This is a genomic window from Marinoscillum furvescens DSM 4134, from assembly GCF_003386095.1.
Classification (GTDB): Bacteria; Bacteroidota; Bacteroidia; order Cytophagales; family Cyclobacteriaceae; genus Marinoscillum; species Marinoscillum furvescens.
The window spans coordinates 96,958-123,430 of sequence record NZ_QREG01000012.1; the positions used below are offsets into that span (position 1 = coordinate 96,958).

The 26,473-nt window shown below is 43.7% G+C and carries 23 protein-coding genes; 9 read left to right on the plus strand and 14 right to left on the minus strand.

The window, feature by feature from the left end:
- Positions 1 to 49 precede the first annotated feature (49 nt).
- From phhA to C7460_RS13410, 6 genes are all read left to right on the plus strand, one after another.
- Positions 50 to 793: a phenylalanine 4-monooxygenase gene (gene phhA / locus C7460_RS13385; protein WP_245986354.1), complete on the plus strand. Its 744-nt coding sequence runs from the start codon at positions 50 to 52 to the stop codon at positions 791 to 793.
- Positions 794 to 863: 70 nt separating this feature from the next.
- Positions 864 to 1,448 (plus strand): imidazole glycerol phosphate synthase subunit HisH, encoded by a 585-nt coding sequence (gene hisH, locus C7460_RS13390; RefSeq protein ID WP_115868622.1) that lies wholly within the window; start codon positions 864 to 866, stop codon positions 1,446 to 1,448.
- A 3-nt stretch (positions 1,449 to 1,451) separates the two neighbouring features.
- Positions 1,452 to 2,165: a 1-(5-phosphoribosyl)-5-[(5-phosphoribosylamino)methylideneamino]imidazole-4-carboxamide isomerase gene (gene hisA, locus C7460_RS13395; RefSeq protein ID WP_115868623.1), complete on the plus strand. Its 714-nt coding sequence runs from the start codon at positions 1,452 to 1,454 to the stop codon at positions 2,163 to 2,165.
- Positions 2,165 to 2,920: an imidazole glycerol phosphate synthase subunit HisF gene (hisF, locus tag C7460_RS13400; RefSeq protein WP_115868624.1), complete on the plus strand. Its 756-nt coding sequence runs from the start codon at positions 2,165 to 2,167 to the stop codon at positions 2,918 to 2,920. The genes hisA and hisF overlap by 1 nt, the downstream gene beginning before the upstream one ends.
- Positions 2,920 to 3,519: a bifunctional phosphoribosyl-AMP cyclohydrolase/phosphoribosyl-ATP diphosphatase HisIE gene (gene hisIE / locus C7460_RS13405; protein WP_115868625.1), complete on the plus strand. Its 600-nt coding sequence runs from the start codon at positions 2,920 to 2,922 to the stop codon at positions 3,517 to 3,519. Before hisF ends, hisIE begins: the two co-directional genes overlap by 1 nt.
- Positions 3,520 to 3,570: 51 nt before the next feature.
- Positions 3,571 to 5,055 (plus strand): dihydrolipoyl dehydrogenase family protein, encoded by a 1,485-nt coding sequence (locus tag C7460_RS13410; protein WP_115868626.1) that lies wholly within the window; start codon positions 3,571 to 3,573, stop codon positions 5,053 to 5,055.
- Here C7460_RS13410 and C7460_RS13415 read toward each other — a convergent pair whose 3' ends face one another.
- The 3 genes from C7460_RS13415 to C7460_RS13425 form a co-directional block, all read right to left on the minus strand.
- On the minus strand, positions 5,056 to 5,673 hold the full coding sequence (locus C7460_RS13415; RefSeq protein ID WP_115868627.1) for a hypothetical protein: 618 nt from the start codon (positions 5,671 to 5,673) through the stop codon (positions 5,056 to 5,058).
- A gap of 236 nt (positions 5,674 to 5,909) precedes the next feature.
- The gene (locus C7460_RS13420) at positions 5,910 to 6,590 is read right to left on the minus strand and encodes a nitroreductase family protein (protein ID WP_115868628.1); all 681 of its coding nucleotides are present in this window, start codon (positions 6,588 to 6,590) and stop codon (positions 5,910 to 5,912) included.
- A 15-nt stretch (positions 6,591 to 6,605) separates the two neighbouring features.
- Positions 6,606 to 7,418 carry a purine-nucleoside phosphorylase gene (locus C7460_RS13425; protein ID WP_115868701.1) on the minus strand — a complete coding sequence of 271 codons (813 nt, stop codon included), beginning with the start codon at positions 7,416 to 7,418 and terminating at the stop codon, positions 6,606 to 6,608.
- 118 nt (positions 7,419 to 7,536) lie between these two features.
- Here C7460_RS13425 and C7460_RS13430 point away from each other — a divergent pair, with 118 nt between their 5' ends.
- Positions 7,537 to 8,712 (plus strand): aspartyl protease family protein, encoded by a 1,176-nt coding sequence (locus C7460_RS13430; RefSeq protein ID WP_115868629.1) that lies wholly within the window; start codon positions 7,537 to 7,539, stop codon positions 8,710 to 8,712.
- A 3-nt stretch (positions 8,713 to 8,715) separates the two neighbouring features.
- On the opposite strand, the gene C7460_RS13435 is transcribed toward C7460_RS13430, so the two are convergent.
- The 7 genes from C7460_RS13435 to C7460_RS13465 form a co-directional block, all read right to left on the minus strand.
- A complete protein-coding gene (locus C7460_RS13435; protein ID WP_115868630.1) occupies positions 8,716 to 9,906 on the minus strand; it encodes an aspartate aminotransferase family protein in 1,191 nt (396 codons plus the stop codon).
- Between the two features lie 83 nt (positions 9,907 to 9,989).
- Positions 9,990 to 10,445, minus strand: coding sequence for a thioredoxin-dependent thiol peroxidase (bcp, locus tag C7460_RS13440; RefSeq protein WP_115868631.1), 456 nt, complete (start codon positions 10,443 to 10,445; stop codon positions 9,990 to 9,992).
- A 49-nt stretch (positions 10,446 to 10,494) separates the two neighbouring features.
- Positions 10,495 to 12,360: a M23 family metallopeptidase gene (locus tag C7460_RS13445; protein ID WP_115868632.1), complete on the minus strand. Its 1,866-nt coding sequence runs from the start codon at positions 12,358 to 12,360 to the stop codon at positions 10,495 to 10,497.
- Between the two features lie 65 nt (positions 12,361 to 12,425).
- On the minus strand, positions 12,426 to 13,034 hold the full coding sequence (locus tag C7460_RS13450) for a fumarylacetoacetate hydrolase family protein (protein WP_115868633.1): 609 nt from the start codon (positions 13,032 to 13,034) through the stop codon (positions 12,426 to 12,428).
- A 2-nt stretch (positions 13,035 to 13,036) separates the two neighbouring features.
- Positions 13,037 to 14,353 (minus strand): tRNA (N(6)-L-threonylcarbamoyladenosine(37)-C(2))-methylthiotransferase MtaB, encoded by a 1,317-nt coding sequence (gene mtaB, locus C7460_RS13455; protein ID WP_115868634.1) that lies wholly within the window; start codon positions 14,351 to 14,353, stop codon positions 13,037 to 13,039.
- Positions 14,354 to 14,485: 132 nt separating this feature from the next.
- Positions 14,486 to 17,158, minus strand: a complete 2,673-nt coding sequence (locus C7460_RS13460; protein ID WP_115868635.1) for a CHAT domain-containing protein — start codon at positions 17,156 to 17,158, stop codon at positions 14,486 to 14,488.
- Positions 17,159 to 17,160: 2 nt separating this feature from the next.
- Complete coding sequence (locus C7460_RS13465; protein WP_115868636.1) at positions 17,161 to 18,108, minus strand: hypothetical protein; 948 nt, start codon at positions 18,106 to 18,108, stop codon at positions 17,161 to 17,163.
- Positions 18,109 to 18,293: 185 nt separating this feature from the next.
- On the opposite strand from C7460_RS13465, the gene C7460_RS13470 reads away from it, so the two are divergent.
- Positions 18,294 to 19,121, plus strand: a complete 828-nt coding sequence (locus C7460_RS13470) for a hypothetical protein (RefSeq protein WP_115868637.1) — start codon at positions 18,294 to 18,296, stop codon at positions 19,119 to 19,121.
- Positions 19,122 to 19,177: 56 nt separating this feature from the next.
- Here the strand turns inward: C7460_RS13470 and C7460_RS13475 are convergent, their stop codons facing one another.
- From C7460_RS13475 to C7460_RS13490, 4 genes are all read right to left on the minus strand, one after another.
- Complete coding sequence (locus C7460_RS13475) at positions 19,178 to 19,834, minus strand: DUF4159 domain-containing protein (RefSeq protein ID WP_185148301.1); 657 nt, start codon at positions 19,832 to 19,834, stop codon at positions 19,178 to 19,180.
- 40 nt (positions 19,835 to 19,874) lie between these two features.
- Complete coding sequence (locus tag C7460_RS13480) at positions 19,875 to 20,525, minus strand: HAD family hydrolase (protein WP_115868639.1); 651 nt, start codon at positions 20,523 to 20,525, stop codon at positions 19,875 to 19,877.
- A complete protein-coding gene (pafA, locus tag C7460_RS13485) occupies positions 20,522 to 22,141 on the minus strand; it encodes an alkaline phosphatase PafA (RefSeq protein WP_115868640.1) in 1,620 nt (539 codons plus the stop codon). The genes C7460_RS13480 and pafA overlap by 4 nt, the downstream gene beginning before the upstream one ends.
- A gap of 65 nt (positions 22,142 to 22,206) precedes the next feature.
- Positions 22,207 to 24,834: an MGH1-like glycoside hydrolase domain-containing protein gene (locus tag C7460_RS13490; RefSeq protein ID WP_115868641.1), complete on the minus strand. Its 2,628-nt coding sequence runs from the start codon at positions 24,832 to 24,834 to the stop codon at positions 22,207 to 22,209.
- 103 nt (positions 24,835 to 24,937) lie between these two features.
- Between C7460_RS13490 and guaA the strand changes: the two genes are divergently transcribed.
- Positions 24,938 to 26,464 carry a glutamine-hydrolyzing GMP synthase gene (gene guaA, locus C7460_RS13495; protein WP_115868642.1) on the plus strand — a complete coding sequence of 509 codons (1,527 nt, stop codon included), beginning with the start codon at positions 24,938 to 24,940 and terminating at the stop codon, positions 26,462 to 26,464.
- The last annotated feature ends 9 nt before the right edge of the window (positions 26,465 to 26,473 follow it).

Sequence of the window (26,473 nt, forward strand, 5' to 3'; positions counted from 1 at the left end):
GTTTATCTTTACGGTGAACATTAACTCATTACCCCAACGTTTATACTGTATGAAGCAGATATATGGCAATTACAATAAGGAAGATTTTGAAGTTTGGAGGATCCTTTACGAAAGGCAGATAAAGAACCTTCCCAATGCAGCCAGCAAAGCCCATTTGGAGGGGCTTGAAAAAGTCAACTTTGTGGCAGATGAAATCCCAAAGTTTTCCGAAACAAATGAAATACTGCAGGATTTGACTGGCTGGCGACTGGCAGTGGTGCCAGGAATTGTTCCGGATTACACCTTTTTTGAGCTGATGTCCAATAAGCGTTTTCCTGCCACTACCTGGTTGCGCAAAATGGAAGAGCTGGACTATTTGGAGGAGCCAGATATGTTTCACGATGTATTTGCTCACGTGCCACTACTTACCAATCAGAGCTTTGTGAATTTTCTGGAAGAACTGAGTGTGATAGGATTGGGCTATGTAGGCAATGATTATGCGATCGAGCTGCTGTCTAGAATCTATTGGTTTACGGTAGAGTTTGGCTTGATTCAGGAAGATGCAGGTCTGCGCATTTATGGTGCAGGTATTTTGTCGTCAGCAGGCGAAACCAAATACAGCCTTTCTGAGGAGCCTCCAAAGCATGCCTTTGATGTGCGTACTATCGCTAATACATCCTATCGAAAGGATGTTTTTCAAGATCGCTATTTTGTAATCGAATCTTATGAGCAGCTTTACGAGAGCTTGCCAGAAATAAAAGCAGTTTTAGCTGAAATGGTAGAGAAAAGTCAACACGAAGAGGTGCTCACTTGAGAAACACAGACTAAATTTGTGTGACAAAAAAATAATAGGTTGTGCAGGTTGCACAACCTTTTTTATTTCTATGAAAGTAGCAATTGTAAAATATAATGCTGGCAATATCCAGTCGCTCACCTTTGCCCTCAACCGACTGGGGGTGGAACCTACACTAACCGATGATGCGGAGGAGTTAGCCGCTTCGGACAAGGTGATTTTTCCAGGTCAGGGGGAGGCCAGCTCTGCTATGCGTAGCCTTCAGGAAAAAGGCCTTGACGGGGTGATCAAATCACTCAAACAACCGTTTTTGGGCGTATGCCTGGGTATGCAGCTGATGTGTGCACATACTGAAGAAAATGACACTGAAGGCCTGGGCATTATTCCAGAGCAGGTAAAACGTTTTAATAATGATCATGTGAAAGTGCCTCACATGGGGTGGAATGATATTTCTGAAATAAAATCACCGCTTTTTGAAGGTGTCTCAAATGGAGATTACCTCTATTTTGTGCATAGTTACTATGTGCCTGTGGGGGCGTACACCATTGCTACTTGTGAATATCCCGATCCTTTTAGTGCGGCTATTCAAAAGGATAATTTTTATGCCATACAGCCACACCCTGAAAAGAGTGCAGATGCTGGTATGCAAGTTTTAGCTAACTTTTTGAAACTCTGATAAATGCGTGTAATTCCAGCAATTGACATAATAGGCGGTAAATGTGTGAGGCTCACCAAGGGCGACTACAAACAGGTAAAGCAGTATGCTGATAATCCGGTAGAAGTAGCTCAGGCGTTTGAAGCAGCAGGAATCAGGCAATTGCACCTGGTAGATCTGGATGGTGCCAAAGCCAGGCATGTGGTGAATTTCGAAACGTTACAAAACATCAGCAAGGCCACTAGCCTGGATGTTGATTTTGGAGGAGGAGTGAAAACTCGTGCGGACTTGGAGAAGGTTCTGAAAGCAGGAGCTAAGCAGGTGACTGCAGGCAGTATTGCGGCGAATAACCGAGAAGAAGTAGCTCAATGGATAGCGGCATACGGTGCCGATAAAATCATATTGGGAGCGGATGTGCTGAATGAAAAGGTGATGGTTTCCGGATGGCAGGAAAACTCGAATATCGAATTGTTTGAATATTTGGAATACTACCAACAGCTAGGGATACAGTACGTGGTTTGCACAGATATTGATAAAGATGGTGCGCTGCAAGGACCTTCATTCCAACTCTATGAGAAAATTCAGAAACGTTTCCCAGAGCTAAAGCTGATTGCAAGTGGGGGAGTTTCAGGAAAGGAAGACCTTGTCAACCTAAAGTCTCAAGGCTTGTATGGAGCTATTGTGGGCAAGGCGTTTTACGAGGGTAGATTAACTTTGGAGGACTTAACCAATATCTGATGCTAACAAAAAGAATTATCCCATGTCTGGATATAAAGGATGGGCGCACTGTGAAGGGAGTCAACTTTGTAGATTTGAGGGACGCTGGAGATCCTGTAGAGTTGGCCGAGCGCTATACCCGGGAGGGGGCTGACGAATTGGTTTTTCTGGATATTTCTGCCACTGTAGAAAAACGAAAAACACTCATAGAGCTGGTAAAAAAAGTAGCAGAAGCCATTCATATTCCTTTTACCGTAGGTGGTGGTATCAGTACAGTGGAGGATGTACGAGCCTTGTTGCTGGCCGGAGCTGATAAAGTCTCAGTAAACTCAGCGGCAGTTCGCAACCCACAACTGATCAATGATATAGCTGCTGACTTTGGCTCACAATGCATTGTAGTAGCTATTGATACACGCTATGTAGATGGTGTGAATCTGGTACATACACACGGAGGTAGAAAACCTACGGAGATAGAAACCATAGGATGGGCGGAAGAAGTGGCGAAGCGCGGAGCTGGAGAAATCCTACTTACTTCCATGGATCATGATGGTACCAAGGCCGGGTTTGCCGTGGAGATTACCAAAAAGATAAGTGAGCGAGTCAGCATTCCAGTGATCGCTTCTGGTGGTGGTGGCAACGAAGCTCATTTCTGCGATATATTCAAAGAAGGGAAAGCAGATGCCGCATTGGCAGCGAGTATATTTCATTACAAAGAGGTAGAAATCAAGCACCTCAAGGAAGAATTGATTAAAAACAAACTACCAATAAGACACTGATGGCATTGGATTTTGAAAAAGGAGGGGGGCTACTTCCCGCAGTAATACAGGACGCTAAAACCGGCAAAGTATTGATGCTCGGCTATATGAATGAGGAGTCCCTTGCACAAACCAGGGAAACAGGAAAAGTGACGTTTTTTAGCCGTAGCAAAAACCGGTTGTGGGTAAAAGGTGAAACATCGTCTAATTTTCTGATCGTAAAAGAAATACTGGAAGATTGTGATGGAGATACCTTACTCATAAAAGCAGATCCTCAAGGGCCGGTATGTCATACAGGTAGCGATACATGTTTTGATGAAGTGAATAAAAACGAGGTGGAGTTTCTCAATCACCTGACTGCTATCATAGAAGACCGTAAAAACAACCCAAGTGATGCTTCTTATACCGCCAGCCTTTTTAAGAAAGGTACCAATAAAGTAGCGCAAAAAGTAGGAGAAGAAGCCGTGGAAGTGGTCATTGAAGCAAAAGATGATAATGACGACTTGTTTTTAAATGAATCTGCAGATTTGCTTTTTCACCTGATGGTATTGCTATCACATAAGGGTTTTTCCTTAGATGATGTGGTGAAAATACTTAAATCAAGGCACCAAACTTCCTGATAATCTGATTTTTTCATACATTATAGGTCGTAAATAAAGCACCGACCTAAAATGAAAAAATACGATGTGGTTGTCATAGGCGCTGGCCCGGCAGGATATGCCGCTGCTATGCGTGCGATCGATTTCAAGAAAAAAGTAGCACTGATTGAGAAAAAGCAACTCGGAGGAGCGGGAATTCACCATGGAGCGCTGTGGAGCAAAACGTGGTGGGAGCTAAGCCGAGAAGCCAATATGCTACGCAAACACGGAGATACACTCAATACTGGTAGTGTAGAGTTTTCCTTTAAAAATGTGAAGTCTGAGGTGCGAAAAGCTGTGAAGGAGCGCATGGAACAGCTAGAGCACCACATGCACAATATCAATGTGTCTATTGGAGATGGCCTGTTTGACTTTATACAGGGGAACGCTCGGGTAATCGATACCAATCAGGTATCCATCAATACGGCTGATGGAATAGAGACGGTCTGGGCAGACTATATTATACTCGCTACAGGTAGTAAGCCACGTAAACTACCTAACATTCCCATAGACGAAGAAATGGTCTTTACCAGTGATGGACTGGATAAGTTGGAATCCTTCCCCAAAAGTATGGTGATACTAGGGGCAGGGGTTATTGGTTGTGAGTTTGCTACTATATTCTCCAATTTTGGCCATACCAAGGTGCATTTGATCGATAAGGGTGACCGTATACTTCCTTTTGAAGACGAAGATGTGGTGAAAGTAATAGAGCGCAATCTTGAAGCTAAAGATGTGCTCGTCCACAGAAACTCACGTCTAATAGACATGCGTAAAGATGGAGACATGGTAGCCTATACACTGGAATATACAGATGGCTCGAAAGAAGTGTTTCGGGTAGAAAAGGCGCTGGTGTCTGTAGGTCGTGTTCCTAATTATGAAAATCTCTTTGATCAGACGATTGATATAGAGTTAGATAATAGAGGGATAATCGATGATCGAACACAAACCAGCATTTCCAATATCTATGCAGTAGGGGATATTACAGCGGATATTTCACTCGTAAATGTAGGTGAGCTTGAAGGTCGCTATGCGATCGAGCGTATTTTTGGCAAACCAGAGCGGGATCTTATTTACGAAAACATTTCTACCATTATGTTTTTATCTCCCGAAGTGGCTGGTGTAGGTATGAATGAAATACAAGCCCGAGAAAAAGGGCTGGAATATAAAGTGGTAAGCATTGATTACTCCTGTATTCCAAGGGCAATAGCCATGCGTAACACTCAGGGCTTTATCAAAATATTGGTAACCAATGATGATAGTCAACGAATTTTGGGGATGCGTGTGGTAGGGGAGCATGCCTCTAGCGCCATTCAGGCAGTTGCCTTGTTGATTTCCATGGACCGTGGTATCAAAGAGCTGGCAGAGCTGATTCACCCACACCCATCCATTATAGAAGGTATTCAGGAGTGCGGCCGTATGTTGCTGGGCAAGCCAATGCTAAAGCCAGCGGTCTTGAGAAATGCAATGGTCTGTAAGACCTATACCAATGGCAAATATGCCGACTTGATGGTGAGTTAATTATTTCCAGTTGACATAGTCAGGTAAACTAAAATCATCTTCAGAAATGGTAGGCTGAGTACGCATTTCTTCCGCCACCATTTCATAGGTGATGCCAGGTACTCTTTTCACTACTTTTAATGGCAGGGCATTCCATTCCCAAAGCTCTGCCACACTTCCCTTTTCAAACACCCATACGTTACAGGGCTTGCCCAGCAATGTGTCGAGGCCTGTAAGTTGGCCTCCTTGCTGATTGTAGATGGCCTTGCTGGTTTGTTCCAGGTTTTTATACCCCAGCAATTGGCTCCAGGTATAATCTGATGACTTGGTTCCCGAGCTGTCCAAATGATTGATCGAATACATCATATTGCCATCTGTAAGTGTAGACCTCATCTCTGAGCTGCTCACGCCATATCTTTTAAAGACTATTTCTTTGGTTTCATAAGATCGCCACCCATTCCTGTCAAAAATCAACCTGACCGAACCCTCTGCGCCATTGATGATGGTGTAGGTGATTTCTGCCTCTTCTAGTGGGAATCGCGCGGGTAATTTTTCGTTGAGAGAAGTCGAATTGCCTGTTTGTGCGTTGAGCACACTTGATGAAAATAGCAGGAAGAAAATGAGTAGATGTCTGCGCATGTTATAGGTGAGGTTGGTGATGGTCTTTTGAAATTACCAGAAATTTCTAAAAAAGAAAACCCCGAGGACATTCTCCTCAGGGTTCCAACCAGCTATAGACAAGATTCCTGACTTTCATCAGGAGTTGTTTCAAAATTTGATAGCACTAAGATGGGATATCTTCTATTTGCGCGACTGCCAAAACACTTAATCAGACTGCCAAAGTTGAAAAAGATGCCTTCAATGGCTGTAAATAGCTATTTGTAGAACTTTGAAACTTCGGAAAGTGGCTTTCTTTCCAGGTCAGGAACGTACACTTCTTGCTCTGGATAGCCTACCGGAAGGAGAAGAAAAGGTCGTTCGTTTCCTGGTCTTTCTAGTAATTTGGAAAGAAAATTCATCGGTGATGGTGTGTGAGTAAGCGTTACCAGACCAGCGTTGTGAATGGCAGTGATTAGCATCCCGCAGGCTATGCCCACAGATTCATTGACATAGTAGTTGTTTACTTTTTCACCGTCTATAATGTCGTAGGCTTTTTTAAATACGATGATGAGCCATGGGGCTTTTTCCAAAAAAGGTTTGTGCCAGTCGGTACCAATAGGGGCCAGGTCTTTGAGCCATCGATCAGTCATTCGCCCATGGTAGCTGTCGTACTCTTCTTTTTCTGCCGCCTCACGTATTTGGGTTTTGAGTTCAGGGTTGGAAACAGCACAAAATGTCCAGGGCTGCTTATGTGCTCCGGATGGAGCAGTAGAAGCTGTCATTATCAGATTTTGAATGAGTTTTTCTGATACAGGGCGGTCAGATATTTCACGAACTGTTCGGCGCTGGTCCAGCTGACGATAAAACTCTTGTGCTCTTTCTTCAGACTCTTCCAGGGTGAAGTTGGGGATGCTGTGCTCTACATGAGTAAAGCCATTGATTTGCTTGGTTTTCATTGATGGGTGGATGTGTTAAAGTGATTTTATTACTTCTTTAAATAACCTTACCAGGTGTTTTTCAGCCTTGCCAGCAGTGGATATGATGTCTTCGATATCTACGGGAGCAAGGTTGTCAGGGTCACATTCGTCAGTAAGTACAGATACAGCGCTTACAGGAAGCCCCATCTGATTGGCCGCGATTACTTCAGGTACCGTAGACATACCAACAGCATCAGCACCGATATTTCTTAGATATCTATACTCGGCACGTGTTTCCAGATTGGGGCCTGCCACGGCTACATATACTCCTGCGTTTAGCGGGATGCCCGCTTCTGCAGCTACTTTTTTCATGATTCCATTCATCTCAGGATCATAGGGCATGCTTAGGTCGGTAAATATAGGGCCAAATGCTCCGGCATTTTTTCCCCTCAAGGGGCTTTCCGGTAGCAAACTGATATGATCATCCAGAAGCATTAGTTCGCCCTTTTGCCAGCTGAGGTTCATGCAACCTGAAGCATTGCTAATCAAAAGCTTTTCAATGCCTAAAAACTTCATCACGCGAACCGGAAATACAACCTCCTCCATGCTGTACCCTTCGTAGTAATGAAATCTCCCGCTCATGGCCACTACTTGTTTGCCTTCTAGCAAGCCGTAGATCAGTTTACCCTTATGAAACTCTACTGTGGCTATCGGGAAGTTGGGTATTTCGTCGTAGCTTATTTCTAGTTGTACTTCTATGTGATCTGTCAGTGCGCCTAAGCCTGTACCCAAAATGATTCCCAACTCAGGAGAAGAGAATCCTTTGTCTTGTAAGAATTTCACCGTTTCATTTACCTGATCACTCATGTGCATTTTTAGTTTTTTGGCAATTTAGTGCCTTCCTTTTAAATCCAAAATTGCCATGAAAATTATGGCAAAGAATGTCAGCCATGGTTAACTTAACCGTCATAAACTAAGACAGGAAATGAAAAAACTAATCGTTGTATTTGTATATCTGATGTGTAGCCAGGTAATGGGGCAAACGCTCGTTACTTCCACACCTTTTGAGCTTTTTGGAGACCATATTTTTATTCAGTTGAGTGTAGATGACTCCAGGCCTGTTGATTTTATATTTGATACAGGGGACGGGCTTACTGTATTGGATACCGATGTAGCTGCGGAGCTAAAATTGGAACCAGACCACAAGGCATCCAAAACCAGCGCACAGGGGAGATTGAGCGGCGCGCTCATCCCACACAACAAAATAGAAGTAGGTGCGGTGAAAATCGAGGATATCGAGCTTTATACGACAGAGCTTACCCATTTAGAGCAGTCTGTGGGCCGAAATATTGATGGTATCATTGGTTATGATTTGCTCAAAAACTATGTAGTCAAGATTGACTATGAAGACATGATGCTGAAAGTATATAAGCAAGAAAAATTCGACTATACTGGATATGGTGAGCCGTTTAACTTTAAGTTGGTCAACTACATGCCATGCATGACAGCTATTGTAACCTTAAACAATGGAGAAGTTTACGAAGAGGAGTTTTTTGTGAATACAGGAGCAGGAACCACTATGGATTTTAACACTCCCTTTGCCAATAAGCGTGATGTCATTGCCAAAACTGGAGAGCATTATTCTTATCCGGTGGCAGGTATCGGTAAAGTAGAAACCATGCACTATGAAGGACGTGTTCAAAAATTCAGTTTTGGGACGTTTGATTTTGAACAGCTACCTGTAGGTATTAGTCAGGCCAAACACGGTATACAGCATCATAAAAAAGCTGCTGGTATAGTTGGAAACAAACTGCTCAGCAGATTTAACATCACGTTTGACTTCAAAAACAAAACCATGTATCTGGAGGCTAATAAATACCACGAAGAGCCCTTTAAGGTAAATGCAAGTGGGCTGAATCTACAGTATGATAAATCCATGGAAAAGCTTCTGGTTCACCGTGTGTATGAAAACAGCCCGGCTAAACTAGCAGGAATCAAACAGGATGATGAACTACTAGCAGTCAATGGCAAGCCTGTAAGTGCCTATACATTGCCAGAAATAAGAGAACTACTAAAAGATGCGAACAGCTCTGTAGAAGTAAAAGTAAGTCAGTATGGTATAGAAAAAGTATTTACGCTGGACCTGGATGCCCTTCTTTAGGCATTAATCAGTAACCTCATCAATGGCCTGTAGTATTAAGCTACAGGCTTTTTTTATTTCTTCGGGTGTGATGGTAAGGGGAGGAGCTATGCGCATGGCATTGTCACAAAACAAAAACCAGTCTGTCACTACTCCCAACTCTATGGCTCGATCGATGATGGGTTTCAGCACTTCAAATGACTCAAACGCCACAGCCATCATTAATCCCAGGTTGCGTATTTCCTTAATTTTAGGGTGTTTGAGTTGTTGTTTAAACAATGCAGCTTTTTCAGCCACCTGTTCTGGTAGCTTTTCCTCAATAGTGACTTGCAAGGCGGCTAGTGATGCAGCTGCGCTGACCGGATGGCCTCCGAAGGTGGTAATATGACCTAAGATTGGGTTTTCTTTGAGCACATCCATGATGGCTTTGGAGCTGATAAAAGCCCCAATAGGCATACCACCTCCCATGCCTTTGGCACTAACCACTATATCGGGAACAACATCGTAGTGTTCAAAAGCCCAGAATTTTCCTGTTCTTCCAAATCCTGCTTGTATTTCGTCCAGTATGAGCAGTGCACCCACATCGTTGCATCGTTTTCTAACTGCCGAGAGGTAATCCTGAGATGCTACTCTGATACCTGCTTCTCCCTGCACAGTTTCTAGTATTACGGCAGCAGTTTGGTTATTTATTTGCTCCAGTGCAGCCATATCATTGAAAGGAATGTGTGAATGGCCTGGTACCAAAGGACGATAATTTCTCTTGAATATTTCGTTTCCTCCTGCCGAAAGCGCTCCATGTGAGGACCCATGATAGGCATTGACGGCCGAAAGAATGTGAGGTCTGCCTGTGTACCTTTTGGCCAGTTTGAGTGCGCCTTCTACTGCTTCGCTACCTGAGTTTACCAGATAGATGGCATCCAGGTTATCGGGCAAGGTTTTGGTGATTGCTTCTGCTAGTTTTACCTGTGGAGACTGTACATACTCTCCGTATACCATCAGGTGCATGTATTTGTCCAACTGCTCTTTGGCAGCAGCTACCACTCTGGGGTGTCTGTGTCCTACACTGCTTACTCCTATTCCTGAAATCAGATCGATATAGGCTTTGCCATCAGGGTCATACATATAAATGCCCTCAGCATTTACTATCTCTATCATGAGCGGAAAATCCGTAGTTTGGGCGAGGTGATCCAGGAAAAGTTGTCTGTTCGTAAGCATGGGCTAAAAATAACAGGTTTTGTTTGGGCAAAAAAACAGCCATGACCACATGTGGCCATGGCCGGTAAGGGCTCTTTAATTGATTATTTTAATATCTGAGCAGTGTGTTCTTTGGTCTTTACTTTTCCGATCACTTCTTCAATCTTACCTTCTTCATCTATGACGAATGTAGTTCGGAAGGTGCCCATGTACTTGCGGCCGTACATTTGTTTCTCTCCCCAGGTGCCATAAGCATTGTGTACGGACTTATCCTCATCAGCAATAAGTGTAAATGGCAATTCGTGTTTGGTGATAAATTTTTGATGAGACTTGGCACTGTCTGTACTTACACCAAGCACTTCATAGCCTTGTTTTTGAAGTTGTTCGTAATTGTCACGCAAGTTGCAAGACTGGGCTGTGCACCCGGGTGTGTTGTCTTTAGGGTAAAAGTACAAAACGACTTTTTTGCCTTTGTAGTCGGACAGCTTCACTTTGTTGCCATCCTGGTCAATGCTTTCAAAATCGGGTGCCTGATCGCCAGGTTGTAGTTTCGTTTGCATAGTGCTTTTTTTATTTGCTGTTAGTAATATAAAATGCAGTTTGAAGCTATTATAGCTCGTGCTTATAAGTGCTCACATTGCCTGCATTGTCTGTAACTTCCAAAGTAAACTCGCCCACCATCGGGATGTTTTCATCTTTTGGGTTGGCCCAAATCATGTTTTGCTTGTATTCGTAGTTCATCAGCAAAAACTGTCCATTGAGCGTAGCACGGTAAGTAGCTACTCCTGATCGGTCATCGTTTATTTTAAAGTACAATTTCTGTGGGGAAACAATCTGAGGGGAAATCTCTGGCGGTATGGTGTCTTGTGTCAGTACATAAGTGCCCAGTTCACGTGTCGTAAAGGTGATGTTTTGGTCCTTCCAATTTCCTCCCACAAAATTCAATCTGTTGCTATTTTTAGCGTAAACCTGAGTGTTTTCCGGGTAAGCATATTCTGGCTTAAGTGTTACATTAACAGACCCACGAAGCGGTGTGCGCCGGTGTTTAAACTCAAATACTTCTTCACTTAGCTCTGGATTAAAGGATTTTTTAAAGCGAAGGTACAGAGTGTCAAACAGTGAATATTTCTTAAAATTAAGATCTACATGATGGTTGTAAAAGCTGATTTCTTGCCTTGGTGGAATGCTTGCATAAATGTCGGTGTGAAGAATCTCGCCGCAATAATCAACCGAATCGGGTAGGCCTTTCCTAAGGTCCCAAAGGTAGTAGGCACTTCGTCTGTCGGTTCTATAAGGCACTAGTTCTGTGGCAGCATTCCCAAAAAGCATTTTGATTAGCTTCGGGTCTCCACTGTGAGTGGCTTTGAAGTGTAGGTGGTTTCGAAATAACTCAAACTTCTGAATGTCAGGGTCGGGGAGGTTCACTACTTTTCGGTCATTTACCCTGGTTTCGAATGTGGAGATGTTTCCGTAGCTGTCTTCCATCAGTACTCGGATGACATGCGGGTTTTCATCAAAGACATAACCCTCTGACCTGACCGTATAGATGTCATTGGTATTGCCATCATCCACAAACAACTTATTAAACTTTCGGCCACCTTGTCTATACCTGGGGTAATCCATATGCACGAGAATACTTCGCTGATGTGAAAACGATAGATTGGTCTTGCTTTGGCTGAAGACAGTATCACCATCTACCAGAAGGGTTGTGCGTGAGATGCCATTTCTGTTGTATACGCCATTTAACAAGTCATAGGCATAGATCTCCAATCCAACCTTTCCGGTTAGGTTAAGTGGTACGCGTGTTTTATAAATCCCATTTGTTTTTAACACATCAAACTCGAATCTCCCGAAGGTTTGGTTTACCCGAGCATTGCCCTCAAGCGTAACAAACGCCACGTTTTTCAGTACAGGAGCGATGTTGTCTTTTATTTCAGGAAAGTTGAATTTGAGCGGATCGAGTATGCGTTGATTTCTATCACGAATTTCGAAGTGCAAATGCGGACCACTAGAAGATCCCGTATTGCCCGAGTAGCCTATCACTTCTCCCTGACGAAAGTAGAATAGATCTTTTTGCGGAAACAATTGGATTTCGTAAGATTCTTCACGGTACTGAGCTTCTTTTACATATGCTGCTATGGTTGGTTCAAATTCACTCAAGTGAGCATATACTGAAGTAGTTCCATTGGGATGAGTCATGTATAGCGCATAGCCATATCCACCCACACTAATTTTGATTCTGCTGATGTAGCCTTCAGCTGTTGCATAAACGGGAAGTCCAGATCGTCCACCAGTTTTGATGTCTATACCTGCATGGAAATGTGAGGACCTTAGCTCGCCCATGGTACCTGCCAGGTAATTTTGCTGGCCCGGGTTGATGGGAAACAGGTAATAATTATCAGTAGTAAATGGCTGGGAAAACAGAACCTGAAGCGCTGATAGAAATATAGTTAAAGTCAGAAGTGTTGATCGCATAAATGCTATCTTGAGACTGTTGTTGTTGGGATTTAAAGAGTTGGTAATCAGGTTGTTGTTTGTATTTATTTCACTTCAAAATTAAATAATTCCTGGCCTTCCAGTTTGCCAACCAATCGATCACCAATGGACACAGGCCCCACACCTTTTGGTGTGCCCGTAAAGAGTATATCTCCTGTTTTTAAAGTGAAATATTTGGATACATAAGCAATCAGTTCGTCTACAGGCCAAAGCATGAGTGATGTGTCTGCTTGTTGTACCGTTTCTCCATTTTTTTCCAGTTCAAAATGAATGGCCGTGATGTCTTTGCCATCAAGTGGAACAAACCCAGATACCACTGCCGATCCATTAAATCCTTTGGCGAGTTCCCACGGGAGTCCTTTCGCTTTCAAGTCGCTTTGCAGGTCTCGCGCTGTAAAGTCTATACCCAGCCCAATTTCATCATAATATTTGTGTGCAAACTCGGCCGCTATAGCTTTACCTTCCTTTTTGATTTTGACTAGTAGTTCGCATTCATAGTGAATGTTTTCTGAAAAGGAAGGATAGTAAAAAGGGTCATTGTTGCGCAAAATCGCTGTGTCAGGTTTCATGAAAATCACAGGATTTTCAGGTCTGTCATTTCCCAGTTCAGTAATGTGGTCTGCGTAGTTGCGACCGATGCAAATGATTTTCATAACTAGTGTACGAGGATTTCTTCCGTTTCTTCTACTTCCATTAGACAGTTCTCGTCTACTCTTACGAGGTTTAATGTCTTCAATTCATTGATCAGCACCGGGTCGTATTTGGCTTTTACACGAATGTAGTTTTCCGTAAACCCGTGCATGTATCCATTTTCAACATCATCTTCAAAGAGCACTTTTTGGGTATTGCCCTGATGCTGTTCATAAAAATATCTTTTCTTTTTTTCTGATAAGGTCCTCAGCATTTTCGAACGTTTTTGGCGCTCCTTTAAAGGTACCGTTCCGTCCATTTCCAATGCGGCAGTGTTGGCTCGCTCAGAGTATGTAAAAACGTGTAGGTAGGAGACATCCAACTCGTTGAGAAACTGGTAAGTTTCCAAAAAGTCCTCTTCCGTTTCTCCCGGAAATCCGGTGATTACATCCACACCTATGCAGCAGTGAGGCATTAATTGCTTGATGGTAGCCACCCGGTCTCTATACAGCCCACTGAGGTATCGGCGGTTCATGCTACGGAGAATCTTATCACTCCCAGACTGTAGCGGTACATGAAAGTGAGGAACAAACCTTTTGGACTTGCTCACAAACTCTATGACATCATTGGAGAGCAGGTTGGGTTCTATAGAGCTAATTCTGAAGCGATCGATACCCTGTACTTCATCCAGGGCTTTTATGAGGTCTATAAACTTCTCTTTTCGCTTGCCATTTTGTATGCCAAAGTCACCAATATTTACTCCGGTGAGCACGACTTCTTTTACTTCTGAGGCGGCTATTTCTTCTGCTTGCTTTAGGATGTCAGCAATGCTCGCACTTCTGCTCTTTCCTCTAGCCAGAGGAATGGTACAGAAAGCACAGCCGTAATTGCACCCGTCTTGAACTTTTAAGAATGTACGTGTGCGGTCTCCATAGGAATACGAAGCATTGTAGGTCTTTGCTTCTTGAATTTCCGAGGCATAGACCTGAGGCTCGTTTTTAGACGTGAAGTCTTCGAGATATTCAAAGAGGCGAAACTTTTCTGCAGCGCCCAGTACTGCATCTACACCTTTTATTTCAGAGATTTCTTTCGGCTTTAGTTGTGCATAACATCCGATGATGGTGACAAAACTTTCAGGAGCTATTTTTTTCGCTTCCTTTACAATCTTCTTGCATTTTTTGTCTGCATTTTCGGTTACCGAACAGGTGTTGATAATGAAGATATCCGGCTGATCTGTGAAATCTACTTTTTGATATCCCTTGTCTTCAAACATTCTGGATATGGTAGATGTCTCCGAAAAATTCAGCTTACATCCCAATGTATAAAAGGCCACTCGCTTCATAAGAACGCAAAGATAACATAATGAATACAACGATTTGACCTAAGGAAAGGTGAAACCGGCGATGCTTGTATTGCTTATGACATATAGTAGCGCGAAGGTGGATTTGAGGTGGCAAAATGCGACCACTGTATATCACCGGCCTATCAGTATGAAGGGAGCCCAATAATACGGTTGATTGTAGTTTTCAGACTGTAGCATTTTGAGTTTAGCATTGCGCAGGTCATCTGCATAGGTCTTGTTTCCTGAGTGGTGGAGGTGCTGCCGGTAGAAGTCTATCATCAGGCGTGCTGTAGAGGCATCTGCCACCTGCCATAGAGACACCATTAGGTTTTTAGCACCTGCATACATGAGTGATCTGCTCAACCCGATGATTCCTTCGCCTTTTTGTAGTTTCCCCAGTCCCGTTTCACAGGCAGACAAGGTGACCAGGTCTGCACCGATATCGAGGGAGTAAATTTCGCCAGTGTATAAATTGCCATCCTCTTGATCATCAGGAGATAAAAATATACGCGACAGTGCGGGTTGGCGTGGGTTTACCACACCATGAGTGGCAAAATGCAAATAGCGGTAGCTTGAAAGGTCTTTGTTTTTTAGTTTAGACTCAGTAGCACTGCTGTTTAACCAGACAGTTGGTTTATCTGAACTTCCAAGAAACAAATATTTGATTTCCTTTACCTCATTTTCTGATGCAGGCAATTCATTTAATGACATTTCTGGATAGTCGAATGATACTGGTGCGGCCAGAAAGATGCCCTGAGTACTTGAGGCTTTGGAAGCTTTCGATAGGAAGAGCTGAGCTGCATAATCATAGGATACTTCCAAATCTTCAATAAGATAGTGCGGGGCTTCCGCGTTTTCATTTTCGATAATGAATGATTCGAATGGTACAGTGCCCAAAATGCCATGGGGTATAATTATGAGTTTTTTAGCTTTCACATCAGGTATGAGCAAATCGTAAAGTGCTGATGCTGCGGGTTGAAATGCCTCGGCCAGTTGGTACCTCATACCATTTCGATAAGCACTGACTGTAGAGATAAAGTCATCAGGAAGTGCTTTTGCGTGGACTTTTATTTTCTCATTGGAGACCTCAAATATGTAAACACGATCTTCGCTTACATAATAGGAGAGTAGCACTGTAGTAGGCGAAAGCTGGGCTTGTAAGTTGCTTAAGTCAAAATCCACCGGTTGGTATTTCAGTTCATAATACCTGGGGAAGTCTGATTCTAATTTTTGGATGAACAAGTTGTGGGCACGCTGTGCTTCAAAAAGTTCGTTTTTTAGCGTCGTGAGGCGAGGCTCTTTGGGCTTTGATGCCAGCTGCTGCTCTATAGCTGCCATGATGTTTTGTAAGCTATCTTCTTTTTGAATGATCGCGTCAGGAATTCCGGCAAAGGATTTTGCTTTAGTATCTCCGATGGCTTCCAGTAGTACTGCAGACTTGCTTCGCTCACAAAATCCAAAAGCAATATTTGCGAAGTGCTGCTTGCGAAAAGTCTTGTCAGAGAGGTAGTGACCTATTCTTATGGCGTTAGAGTAGATGTCCGCAGCAATGGTGCCTATTCTTAGTTTGTCTGATTCATTAAGGCGCATTTGTCTTAGCTTGGCTATGAGGTCATCGGCGAGCTGGTAGGTGGCTAGAGAAGCCTCCAGATCGTTTAGGCTAAGCGTTTTACCAAAATGAAAAGCTTCCAGAGTTTGGGCTTTTGATTGCAGGGAGGTCAGTAAAATATTGCCATCATAGTAGTTGCCCAGTTGAGGAAGGTCGTACAGACCCTCAAAGTCCTGATCATACAAATTAGCGTAAATGGACTTTTGAAAGTGTTCTAAAGCAGATTGGTATTCGTTTTTCTTTAAAAGTACGGAGCCTAACAGGTAATACGTATTAGCAATTTCAGGGTGCTTTTGGCCATAGAGTCTGTGGTAAATCTGTAGCGCTTCCTGTTGAGCCAACAGTGCTTGATCCAGATCGCCTTGAGCTTCCAGAATTCTTCCCTTATTGGAAAAGGTATAGGCTTTGTTGGGGTGATCGTCAGCGAATGTTTGGTTCCAAATGTCCATGGTCTGATCGATGTATCGGAGCGCATCACTAAAATTGCCCTGACTGCTGTTGGCAAAAGCGAGGTTGCTGTAGCATAGAGCTACTTGTGGGTGTGTAGGCCCATGCACTGTTCGATAGATATTGAGGGCGTTGTTGAAATTAATGACTGCTTGCAGAAAGTCCCGGTTGAGATAGATCAAACCAATGTTTAGGTAGGAGTGGGCGATGGGTGGGGCATTGGTTGGTAACAGGGTTTTGCGAATAGCCAGTGCTTTCTCGTGATAGGCTATTGCTACCGAATGGTTTTGCGCATTCCAGTGAGCTACTCCCAGATCGTTGTAACACTCTGCCGCCAGCAGGTTATCCTGTGCAGGTAGCAGTGCCTCGGCCTTGTTTAAGGTTTCGAGCGCCAGATCTGTACGTCCCAATTTTAGTTGGGTCTCTGCTAGCAATAGATATCCTTCTACCTGAAGTGGTGCAGCATCTGGTATTTCTTCACGCACATATTTTAGGGTGGATTTGAGGTGTTTTTGTGCTGCCATCAATTCCCCCTGAGCAAGATGACATTTGCCCATTTGGAGGTGACAGTAGGAGTAAAGGTCTATTTTTTGTTCTGTCAAAAAGACCTCTCCAGCCGTTTGAAAAGAGCTAAAAGCATCTACATAGTTTCCAGCTTCTAGTTGAGCAAGTGCCTGCTGATAGCTGTTTTGTTGACCAGAAAGGAACAGTGAAGACGCAAGAAATGTCAGTATTAAAATCTTTTTCATCTTCAGAAACGATAGATATAACTTGTACTTAAAACATCATGGCGTGTGAGGCCATCAGGATTGACTTCTCTATCTGTCACTTTATGTGCGTAGATGAGTTTGAGGCTATGGTTCACGTTGATATGATATCCGAAATTTGCGAGCATCGTAAACGCTAACCCGGTGGTCCCGTCAAGCTTTTCTCGGGTATCTGTACGGAAGTTGTATACTTCATCCTTGCTGATCCGGTAGATTCCCAATGCTCCAATTCCAAAATTATAGTTGACATATCTGAAATTACGCTCAGCTCTGAGCATGATATCTGTGCCTCGTCTCAGGTTATTCGCCAGGTCATGGCTATTGATGTAGTCAGGAGATGGGTAACCAGGCCAGTGCCCCCAGCGAAAATCATTTTCATTTTGATGGACTATCGGTAGCTGTATGCCTGTGGCAAAAAGCCAGTTTTCATTAATATAAGAAGTACCCAATACAATGTCATAAGTCCCAAGACTCGTTTGGTAGTACATAGGGTAATCCCCTCCAGGACCTAGTTCACTGGGTTCTTTTTCGATGTTTGCTTTACCTGTGGGCAGTTTGCCACCGAGAGTCACTCCCACAGCTCCGCGTTCTATTGGAAAGGACCGGGTCGCACTTATGGACAGGTCTGCTATTCCTGAAGTTTCGCCTAGATTTCCTGAGACCATCTGATAGGGTACCTTTAGCTGTATGGCGGTAAGGTCGTTGATACCAAAGGTCATGTCAGCTGTGATGGCTGTGATAACCGGAGATAGCAGTGATCTGCCACGGTAATAGTTGAGCTCCAGTGTCCGGAGCTTAAAGTCAATTTGCTTGCTATAGGACTGGTCAGGCTTCATAGCACCCATGGTACAAAAACCTGCATCACTACACCCCTGAGCGGATGCATGGTAAGTAAAGAATACTAAACAGCTGGCAATAATGAGATTTCGCATATCAGTTAGGCAATACTAAATGGAAGGCAATTCATAGTCTAAGTTAAGCTTTCATGTGCACATATGTCAAGAGCACAACCGTCATTAGCATGACTCTTTGAAGATTTTTTTCTACAGCAATTAAACCTTTGAGGTGAAGAAGCATCTAAGCACCGAAAATCAATTAGAAACTAACATTTATTGCCATGAGAAAAATAGGATTGATCTTACTTACAACCATCACCATTGGTTTTTATGCCTGCGAATCTGATCAAGAAGCTACCGCTTCGTTAAGTGTAGATGAAGTAGCTGCTGAAGCCGCCGTGGCCACCGACTATGAAGATGTAGATCAGGTGGTGGAAGAAGGAATGAATTTTTTTACATCGGGAGGAAGAGTTTTAAATAAGCGTATCATTGACTGTGCCACAGTAGAGCGTGACACTGTAAACAAAACCATCACTATAGACTTTGGTGACGGATGTGAAGGCCCTCATGGGCGCGTGAGAAAAGGGAAAGTGCTGATAGAATACAACGAACGACGTAGGGTGCCAGGAGCCTACCGAATTGTGACTTTTGATGAGTTTTTTATCGATAGTGTGCAGGTAGAGGGTACGCGTACACTTACCAACACAACCAATGCAGAGGAAGCGGATACTTATGCATTCGAGGTGAAATTAGAAGGAGGTAAGCTTACCTACCCGGATGGCACGACTTATACAAGAACTGCCACTAAAACCAGAACGATATATGTAGGCGGGACCAGGGATGAGCATTACACTAGCGTATCAGGTAGTGCATCTGGTGTTCAAAGAAATGGAGAGTCTTACTCTATGGAAGTATTGGATCCGATAATCTTCAAACGAGGGTGTAGAGCAGGGCGTGTATTTATCCCTGTTTCTGGCCAAAAGGAAATCATTTCTGGTGAACAGACCATTCTGGTAGATTATGGTGATGGTACCTGCGACAATTTGGTAGATATCACCATCAATGGTGAGACTGAAACGAAAGAGATCAAACCAAGAAGAAGAAAATAGTTCACCTGAGAGACTATCAGGTAGGTGGGGTCGTGTCGGGAGATGCGGCCCCTTTTTTATTGTTCTACAGCTGTAAAGGCATAACTTATGATGTTGGCACCCATCTTTAAAGCCTGCTGCCTCACATGCTCCGGATCATTGTAAATCACCTGATCTTCCCAGCCATTACCCAGATCACTTTCATAGGAGTAGTAGCATACCAATCTTCCTTTATAAATCAAACCTAATCCCTGAGCAGGCTTGCCATCGTGCTCATGAATCTTTGGTAGGCCTTGATCGAAATCAAATTTTTGATGATATATGGGGTGCTCAAAGGGTAGTTCTACAAATTCAAGATTTGGAAATACCTTTTTCATTTCCAGACGTACATACTGGTCCATGCCATAGTTGTCATCTATGTGTAAAAAACCTCCCGCAGTGAGGTAATTTCTCAGGTTTTCGGCCTGTTGAGCACTAAATACCACGTTTCCATGCCCTGTCATATAGAGGTAGGGGTACAGAAAGATGTCCGGGCTGCCTACCTCTACAATATCCTCTTCACGGGCTATCTGTGTGCCCAGATGTCTGTTGCAAAAACGGATGAGGTTTGGCAGGGCTGTTTTATTTGCGTACCAGTCTCCACCGCCATCATACTTCAGCTTAGCAATTTTCAGTGATTGAGCAGACAGGAGACCACTCACTAGCATCAAACCGATGAAAAGTATTTTCTTCATAATGTCACGTGATTAACACTGTGCAGCTAATGTAACGAAATCAACTGTCAATAAGCATCTCGATTTGTTCCCACCGTAGCTGTGTAAAATCATCAATGATCAGGTCTGCGTCCAATTCTTCTCGTTTGTGAGATGTAGCCAATGCTATCACTTTAGCACCTGCTCGTTGACCAGCCGTAATTCCTGAGATGGCATCTTCAAAGACAATACAATGCTGCGGGTCACGGTTTATCATAGCTGCACACTTCAAATATACTTCTGGTTCAGGCTTTCCTTTAGTGACCATACTATCGTCTACTACTCCAGTGAAGTGCTTTCTGAGGTCCAGACCATCAAGGGTAAAAACCACATTTTCGCTCGGTGCTGAAGTTCCTACTACCAGAGGGACTTCTTTTTCGCTTGCCGTTGCGATTAACTCCAAGAGCCCAGGTGTGGGTGCCAGGTGCTTTGCATAGAGCTCTCTATAGATTTTCTCCTTTTCTAACCCAATAGCCAATGCCTCACTGTGTGGTATTTTACCTTGAAAAACAACGTCCATTAGCTCATTGAGAGTTCGGCCATTCATTTTTTCACGATAAAAATCTTCATCTATTTGGATGTCGTGTCGGGCTGCCAACTGTTGCCAGGCTTTATAGTGAAAGTCATTGTTGTCCACAATCACTCCATCCATATCAAATATTAGTCCGATCATTCAAAAAGTTCTTTTATAGGTTCACCGCTTACTGCGGCATTTGGCATAGAAATGTTTAGCAGCATAGCCAGAGTAGGTGCGATATCTGTGATGTAGGTAGGGGATACCGTACTGCCGGCTTTTACTCCTTTACCAAAAAAGAGTAAAGGCACATGTGTGTCATACGTAAACCCACTGCCATGTGATGTGCCTTTCGTGCCATAGTCATCAGAAAGGTAGCCCGGATTCATGACCAACAGCACATCACCCGATCGCTGGCGGTTGTATCCGTTGAATAAAAGCTTCCTGAGTGGGTCTTCATAGTCATAGTGCTGAAGATCATATGCAGGAAAAGCTTCGGCAATGAATGATGACTCCATCAATACTTCTACTACAAACTCCTGTACTTCGCGTAGATCCAGACCCGCAGCACTAATTTCGGGTCTGTCTAGAAAAACCTGTGTGTTCGAAAAGTCAAGAACGAAGTTCTGACCATATTTCGATTTTACAGCTTCTTTTAATTCTTGTTCTACAGTCTTGGCACTAAAATATCCTCCGGGTAGATTGTAATCTAACAAAAACTGTGGGTTGGCCACCACACCATGATCAGCAGTGAGAAATACCAGGTACTCACCTTTGCCTACCTGTTCGTCCAATTCATTCAAGAGCTCAGCTAGATCTTGGTCCAGTCTGAGGTAGGTATCTTCTAGTTCTATGGAATTTGGTCCAAAGTTGTGCCCTACATAGTCAGTAGAGGAGAAGCTAACTGCTAAAAAGTCAGTGATTTCATCACGTCCCATTTCTTCAGCTTTCATTGCTGCTAAGGCCATGTCTTTTACTAGCGAGTTGCCAAAAGGAGTACTGCTTATCAGACTGTAAGGGCCGTTTTTTGTGCGCAGCTTTGCCAGGTCATAGGGAAAAGTAGGTGTATCCTTTCCTTTGAATCCTCTTTCGTAGGGTACATTATCCGGAGTGCTTTCGGTGTATTCCTCCAGTGGCAGTACTGGCTCCCATACCTGATTCAGGTATTTGTCTACAAGTTTACGTTTGTTGAACTGCTGCACCCATTTAGGAAGTTCATCGAAGTAGAAGGTAGAAGTCATAAACTCGCCGGTACGTGAGTCGTACCAATAGGCTCCATCCGGCGCATGACCCGCGGGCAAGGCAGCTCCACGGTCTTTTATAGAAACTCCAATGACCTTTGATTTAAAGTTGAGGGTGAGCTTAAGCTCATCGGTAATGGTGTTGGCTACCATATTGCGCGGAGAAATGAACCCATTGCGAGCACTGCCCCCCACAGCTTCTACTGTGGTGTCTCCCGCACAATATACAGAGCGTCCCAAAGGTCTACTGTACCAGTTGTTGCCAATGACACCATGATACTTGGGCGTGGTGCCAGTATAGATGGAGGCATGACCAGGAGCTGTATAGGTGGGGATGTAATTGTAGTGATTGTTTCTCACCTCAAAACCTTCTCGCTGAAGGCGCTTAAATCCATCTTCAGAAAATTTTGATTCGAAGCGTTGCAGATACTCCTGGCGCATTTGATCCACCACAATGCCTACAACCAGTTTAGGTCGCTGTGCCATTGACTGAGCGGCCGATATTATGAATAGTAATAGTAGTAATGACCTCATTGAATAATGTGTTACTTAAAACTGCGAATCTAATGTACTTGCATCAGCTATAAGTTATCTGGATATTAATTCCAGTGATACCTGTGTATAAGCTCTGCGACCAGCCCTGTCCAGCCTGTTTGATGCGATGCTCCAAGACCTTCTCCGGTATCTCCATTGAAATACTCATAAAATAGAATGTGGTCTCTGAAATGCGGGTCTTTCTGGAATTTTTCGTTATCCCCATACACAGGGCGGTTACCATTTTCATCTTTGGTAAAAATACTGATAAGCCTCAGGCATATTTCGCGAGTCACTTCCAGGAGGGTATGTTCTTCTCCGCTTCCAATTGGAAATTCCACTTTGTATTCTTCTCCATAGTAGTAGGAAAACTTGAGCAGAGATTCCAATATGAGGTAATTTACCGGAAACCATATTGGCCCTCTCCAGTTGGAGTTACCTCCAAAGAAAGATGAGTCAGATTCTCCAGGGAGGTAAGCTACTTCCAGGACTTTGTCCTCTATTTCGAAACGATATGGATGTTTTTCATGGTATTTGGATAGAGCTCTGATGCCATATGCCGACAGGAACTCATCTTCGTCCAGCATCCGCTCGATGATCTTTTTCATCCTAAAGCCTCGCAAAATACTCATTAGTCTGCGCTCACCTTTTCCAGGTTTTTCCCAGCGAGATACCAGAGAAGCCAGTTTAGGCCTTTCCTTGAGGAAAAATTCCAGCTTTTCGCGAAACTCGGGTAGTTTATTGTAAACTTCTGCTTTGAGGATTTCTATAGCAAACAGAGGAATCAGTCCTACCATGGATCGTACCTTCATTCGCTGGTTGGGAGCGTCGGGTGTGTGCATGACATCATAGTAGAAGTTGTCTTCCTCATCCCAAAGATCCACATCAGTATCTCCGATGCTATTCATAGCACCAGCGATGTATAAAAAGTGCTCAAAGAACTTGATGGCCATATCCTGATACTCCGGTGAGTGCATGGATAGGTCCAGAGATATTCGAAGCATATTGAGCGAAAACATGGCCATCCAGCTCGTGCTATCGGCTTGTTCCAGCTTGGCATCCTCCACTATGGGGTGATTCCTGTCAAAGACCCCAATGTTGTCCAGGCCAAGGAAACCACCCTCAAACACATTGTTGCCCTCTGTATCCTTGCGGTTTACCCACCAGGTAAAATTCATGAGTAGCTTATGAAAAGAGCGCTTCAGGAAGTCATAGTCTGGAGTACCGTTTTGATAACGGTCTATTTGGAAGACACGCAATACTGCCCAGGCGTGCACCGGCGGGTTTACATCACTGAAATTCCATTCATAAGCAGGTATCTGACCATTCGGGTGCATGTAGCGTTCTTTCAAAAGCAGCAGCAGCTGATCTTTAGCAAAATCAGAATCAATGCGGGCTATAGGTATGCAGTGAAACGCCAAATCCCATGCCGCATACCACGGGTACTCCCATTTGTCCGGCATAGACAATATGTCAGAATTGTAAAGGTGTTGCCAGTCGGAGTTACGACCTTTTTTACGACTTTCTGCGGGCTTCATACGGCCAGGGTCGCCATGCAGCCAGTTTCTAATGTTGTAATAGTAAAACTGTTTGCTCCACATCATGCCGGCCCATGCTTGTCGCTGAATATTCCTTAGCTCCTTGTCGATCACCTTTGCCTGTTTGGCTCGATAGAAACTGTCGGCCTCCGCTACTGCATTTTCAAAGATTTCGTCATAATCTTTGAATGGGGCTGTACATTCATTGGGACTCACACGAATCTTAACTGTCTTACTACCTCCAGCAGGTATTTCCAGATTGAAAACAGCAGATGCTTTGGTGCCGACCTTTTCTGGGTTTACCGATTTTTTGCCATCGATGATGTAGTCGTTGATTCCATCTTTAGGGTATTTGCTTTGTTTGTTAGGTACTCCATACAGACGTACTCTGTTGGTAGCATTGTCACAAAAGACCTGTTCTTTCACTTGTTCATCGGCATAAATGTGAAAGTTACCCAACAGGTGATGTTCCAGGAGCATTTCTCCAGGTTTCACTTCTGTGATTTTAGGTATGCGCTTGTCACGACCCGATGACCATGTGTTTCTAAACCATACTGTAGGCAGCACGGTGATTTTGGCCGCTTTTTTACTTCTGTTATGGATTTCTGCTTTTAGCAAAAACTCATCAGGTGAAGCCTTGGCATATTCCATGTAGATGTCAAAATAGTTGTCATCATCAAATACGCCCGTATCTATTAGTTCATATTCACGTTCTTCTTTGGATCGTTTTTGGTTTTCCAGTACCAGTTTTGAGTAGGGAAACTCCTGGATAGGGTACTTGTAGAGCATCTTCATGTACGAATGAGTAGGAGTACTGTCCAGATAGTAGTAGAGCTCCTTTACATCTTCTCCATGATTGCCTTCGTGCCCTGTGAGCCCAAAAAGCCGTTCTTTAAGGATAGTATCCTTGCCGTTCCAAAACGCCCAACTAAAACAGATGCGTTGGTCGGAGTTTGAAAAACCACCAATACCATCTTCACCCCATCGGTAAGATTTGCTTCTGGCCTGATCATGGACAATACTTTCCCAGGCATTTCCAGATTCGGTATAATCTTCGCGCACCGTGGCCCATTGGCGCTCAGATAAGTATGGGCCCCATTCTTTCCATGGTATTCCTTTTCTACACGCTTCCAGCCGTTTTTCTTCTTGTGTCATTTCAGGTCACTTTTGAGCGGGCTAATCACGGCAAAAATCACCATATTTCAAATCGATGTAAAAAATCAATTTAGCGTTTGACCGATTCTGCTAATTTTGCGGCATGACAGACAAAATACTTATCCTGGACTTTGGTTCCCAGTATACCCAATTGATCGCAAGAAGAGTTCGCGAGCTGGATGTTTATTGTGAAATTCACCCATTTAGTCACTTTCCGGAGCCGGATGAGTACACCAAAGGGATTATACTCTCTGGAAGTCCATGCTCTGTGATGGATGAGGGGGCGCCTGACCTGGATATCAAGAAACTTGAGAAATATCCGATCCTGGGCATATGTTATGGAGCACAGCTGCTGGCTAAAAAGCATGGTGGCACGGTGTCTCGCTCAGAACACCGGGAGTATGGCAGAGCAAAACTAGCTCATATCAATGCGCACTATGACCTCCTGAAAGAGATCGAAATAGGAAGCCAGGTGTGGATGTCTCATGGGGATACCATTACCGAGTTGCCAGAAGATTTTCAGATCATCGCCAATACGGAGAGCATCCCTGTAGCGGCTTACAAAGTAGAAGATAAGCCTATTTATGGCATTCAATTTCATCCGGAAGTAACACATAGCCTCGATGGAAAAGCGCTGTTGAGAAATTTTGTAGTACACATTTGTGGGGCTGCTCAAGATTGGACTGCCGACATATTTGTAGAAAATACGGTTCGTGAACTTCAAGAAAAACTTGGAGATGACAAGGTAGTGATGGGGCTGTCTGGAGGAGTGGACTCGTCTGTAGCTGCTACACTTATTCACCAGGCGATAGGTAAAAACCTTTATTGTATTTTTGTGGATAATGGTCTGCTTCGAAAGAATGAATTTGAGCAGGTGCTGGAATCTTATGAAGGCATGGGCCTCAATGTAAAAGGAGTAGATGCCAAAGAGGACTTTTACAAGGCACTGGAAGGACTTACTGACCCTGAGGATAAGCGTAAAGCGATTGGTCGCGTGTTTATAGAAGTGTTTGACCGAGAGGCACATACGATCAAGGATGTGAAATGGCTAGGGCAGGGTACGATTTACCCAGATGTGATCGAGTCAGTATCTGTAAACGGACCATCAGTTACTATCAAGTCTCACCACAATGTAGGCGGGCTTCCTGAGAAAATGAACCTGAAAGTAGTGGAGCCGCTCAATTTGCTTTTTAAAGATGAAGTAAGAAATGTAGGCCGAGCTCTAGAAATCACTGACAATATTCTTGGTAGGCATCCATTTCCGGGACCAGGACTTGGAATTAGGATTTTAGGTGATATTACACCTGATAAAGTACGCATCTTACAAGAAGTGGACGATATCTTTATCTCAGGGTTAAAAGAAAACAACCTCTATGATGAAGTGTGGCAGGCAGGTGCTGTATTGTTACCTGTACAGTCTGTGGGTGTGATGGGAGATGAGCGTACCTACGAACAAGTGGTCGCGCTGCGCGCAGTTACAAGTCTGGATGGTATGACCGCCGACTGGGTACATTTGCCTTATGAGTTTCTAGCGGATACCTCCAATAAAATTATCAACCGTGTGAAGGGAGTAAATCGAGTGGTATACGACATCAGTAGTAAACCACCGGCAACTATTGAGTGGGAGTAATCGGCTATT